This is a genomic window from Kitasatospora sp. NPDC085464 (assembly GCF_044541955.1).
In the GTDB taxonomy this organism is placed as follows: Bacteria; Actinomycetota; Actinomycetes; order Streptomycetales; family Streptomycetaceae; genus Kitasatospora.
Window position 1 is genome coordinate 1 of record NZ_JBITTM010000114.1, and the last position, 3,072, is coordinate 3,072.

Consider the following 3,072-nt stretch of genomic DNA (forward strand, 5'->3'; position numbering starts at 1 on the left):
GCGACGCTCTCGGTCTTGGTCTTGCGCAGGGTGTCGGCCTGGGCCTTGCCGCGGCCCTCGGCGACGGCCTCGGCCAGGTTGGCGAAGACCGTGGTGAGCCAGAGCCACACGGTGATGGCCCAGGCGAACACCGACGGGTCGGCGATCGCGGAGATCGTGGTGACGACCGAGCCGACCTCGACCACGAACATCACCGGGTTCTTGACCATCACCCGGGGGTCGAGCTTCTTCACCGCGTCCGGCAGGGACGCGACGATCAGCTTCGGGTCGAGGAGGCCGCTCGACACTCTGTGCGGCGCGGCGGGCTCGGCCGTGTCGGCCGGAGCGGGGTTGAGCGTTGGGGTGGACATCAGGAGGTGAGACCTTCCGCGAGCGGCCCGAGGGCCAGGGCCGGGAAGTAGGTGAGGCCGACGACGATCAGGATCACGCCCGACAGCAGGCCCACGAACAGCGGCTTGTGGGTGGGCAGGGTGCCCGGAGTGGCCGGCACCGGCTGCTGCTGGGCCAGCGAGCCCGCCAGCGCCAGGACGAAGACGATCGGCAGGAAACGGCCGAAGACCATCGCCAGGCCGAGCGCCGTGTCGTACCAGTCGGTGTTGACCGTGATGCCGCCGAAGGCCGAGCCGTTGTTGTTGGCGGCGGAGGTGAACGCGTACAGCACCTCGGAGAAGCCGTGGGCGCCCGAGTTGAGCATCCCGGCCCGCTCGCCCGGCAGGGCCATCGCCACACCCGTGCCCACCAGCACGATCGTCGGCGTGGTGAGGATGTACAGCGAGGCGAACTTCATCTCCCGGCCGCCGAGCTTCTTGCCCAGGTACTCGGGGGTGCGCCCGACCATCAGACCGGCGACGAACACCGCGACGACCGCCAGCACGAGCATGCCGTACAGACCGGAACCCACACCGCCGGGCGCGATCTCGCCCAGCATCATGTTGAAGATCGTGATCCCGCCACCGAACGGCGTGAACGAGTCGTGGAACGAGTCCACCGCACCGGTCGACGTCAGCGTCGTCGAGGCGGCGAACAGGCCGGAAGCCGCAATGCCGAACCGCTGCTCCTTGCCCTCCATCGCCGCACCCGCGGCCTGCAGGGCCGTGCCGGAGTGCTGCGACTCCGCGAAGGTGATCAGGGCCGCCGAGGCCACCCAGAACAGGCCCATCACCGCGGCGATCGCGTAGCCCTGGCGGTTGTCGCCGACCATCCGGCCGAAGGCACGCGGCAGCGCGAACGGGATCAGCAGGATCAGGAAGATCTCCAGCCAGTTCGTGAACCCGGTCGGGTTCTCGAACGGGTGCGCCGAGTTGGCGTTGAAGAAACCGCCGCCGTTGGTGCCCAGCTCCTTGATGACCTCCTGCGAGGCCACCGGACCACCCGGGATCTTCTGCACGTCACCCGCGAGGTTGGCCACCTCGTGGAAGCCGTGGAAGTTCTGGATCACACCGTTCGCCACCAGCACCAGCGCGAACACGATCGAGATGGGCAGCAGCAGCCGCAGGTTGATCCGGACCAGGTCGACCCAGAAGTTGCCCAGCCGGTCCGTCCTGTTGCGGGTGAACCCGCGGATCAGCGCCGCCACGATGGCGATGCCGACGGCCGCGGAGACGAAGTTCTGCACCGCCAGGCCGGCCATCTGCACCAGGTGGCCCATCGCGGACTCACCGCTGTAGGACTGCCAGTTGGTGTTGGTGACGAACGAGATCGCGGTGTTCCAGGCCTGGTGGCCCTCCATCTGCTGGACACCCAGGTTCAGCAGCAGGTAGCCCTGCAGGCGGATCAGGCCGTACAGGAACAGCACGGAGACGGCCGAGAACGCCAGCACCGAGCGCAGATACACCGACCAGCGCTGATCGGCGTCACCGTCGACACCGATCACCTTGTAGATGCCGCGCTCGACTCTGAGGTGCCTGGCGGAGGTGAGGAGCTTGGCGATGTAGTCGCCAAGGGGGCGGTAGCACAGGACCAGCGCGCCGACGAGGGCGAGGGCCTGCAGCCAGCCCGCGAGAGTGGAGCTCATGTCAGAACTTCTCCGGGTAGATCAGCGCGACGACGAGATAGCCGACGAGCGCGACGGCCACGATGAGACCTGTGATGTTCTCGACACTCACAGCTTCTCCACCCCCCGTGCGATCAGGGCGATGACGGCGAACACGGCGACCGTGACACCGACGTAGATGAGATCGGACATGGGCTCCACCAGCGTGGTTCGGGAGATGCCGCGACCTGGCCGAGGGCCGCTCACGGCACCGGCGGAAGACCGGCGGGAGCAGCCAACCAGCCTCGGCGGGCGCGCAGCGCGTCCCTGATGCCGTCCATACGGGTGATCCGGAAACATTGACGCGGCCCTTATACCGGCGTCATTCACTCGAGACCGCGGATTGTCCTGAACGTTTCGATGAGCCTGTCGGCGCGGCTCTCACCTGCCTACATCCGCATCCGCAGTCGGCAGACCACGGCGTCGGTGTGCCGGCGCAGGGCGCGGTCGATCACGGCGCCGCGCCGGTTCTGCAGCGCCCGCTGCCACCAGTGGGCGGGCTCCACCTCGGGGATCAGCACGGTCAGCCGGTCGTAGGCGTGCTCCGCCCCGAGCTCGTTGACGAAGTCGGCGATCGGCTTCCCCAGCCGGCGGTGGTCGTCCGGGATCTCCACCAGCGGCACCCCCGGCTGCCACAGCTCCCAGTCGCGGCGCAGCGCCTCGGCCGCGGCCGGTTCGAGGACCACGGTGACCGCCATGACCTCGTCGCCGAGCGAGAGCGCGGCGGACAGGCCGTCCCGGGTGAGGCGGGTGATCGCGGTGACCGGGACGACGACCAGGCTGCGCTGTCCGGTCACCGGTCCGGGGACGCGGCCCAGTTCCAGGCGTTCGCCGATCCGCGCGTAGCTGCGGTGGACCGCCTCGAACAGCAGCACCAGCAGCGGCAGGGCCAGCAGGATGCCCCAGGCGCCCTCGGTGAACTTGGTGCCGGTGACGACCAGCGCGGCGACGCCGGTGAGCAGCGCGCCGAAGCCGTTCAGCGCGGTCTTGCCCCGCCAGCCGGGCGGGCGGTGCAGGAGCCAGTGCCGGACCATGCCGAC

2 protein-coding genes and 2 pseudogenes are annotated in these 3,072 nt (G+C 69.1%); all 4 read right to left on the reverse strand.

What is annotated here, in order from left to right:
• Nucleotides 1-350, reverse strand: a pseudogene (locus tag ACIGG8_RS42770) (potassium-transporting ATPase subunit B); the annotation flags it as partial.
• Nucleotides 350-2,014: a potassium-transporting ATPase subunit KdpA gene (kdpA, locus tag ACIGG8_RS42775; protein ID WP_396553980.1), complete on the reverse strand. Its 1,665-nt coding sequence runs from the start codon at nucleotides 2,012-2,014 to the stop codon at nucleotides 350-352. The pseudogene ACIGG8_RS42770 and the gene kdpA, both read right to left, overlap by 1 nt.
• Nucleotide 2,015: 1 nt before the next feature.
• Nucleotides 2,016-2,105 carry a K(+)-transporting ATPase subunit F gene (gene kdpF, locus ACIGG8_RS42780; RefSeq protein ID WP_396553981.1) on the reverse strand — a complete coding sequence of 30 codons (90 nt, stop codon included), beginning with the start codon at nucleotides 2,103-2,105 and terminating at the stop codon, nucleotides 2,016-2,018.
• Nucleotides 2,106-2,421: 316 nt separating this feature from the next.
• Nucleotides 2,422-3,072 (reverse strand): annotated as a pseudogene (locus ACIGG8_RS42785) (amino acid permease); the annotation flags it as partial.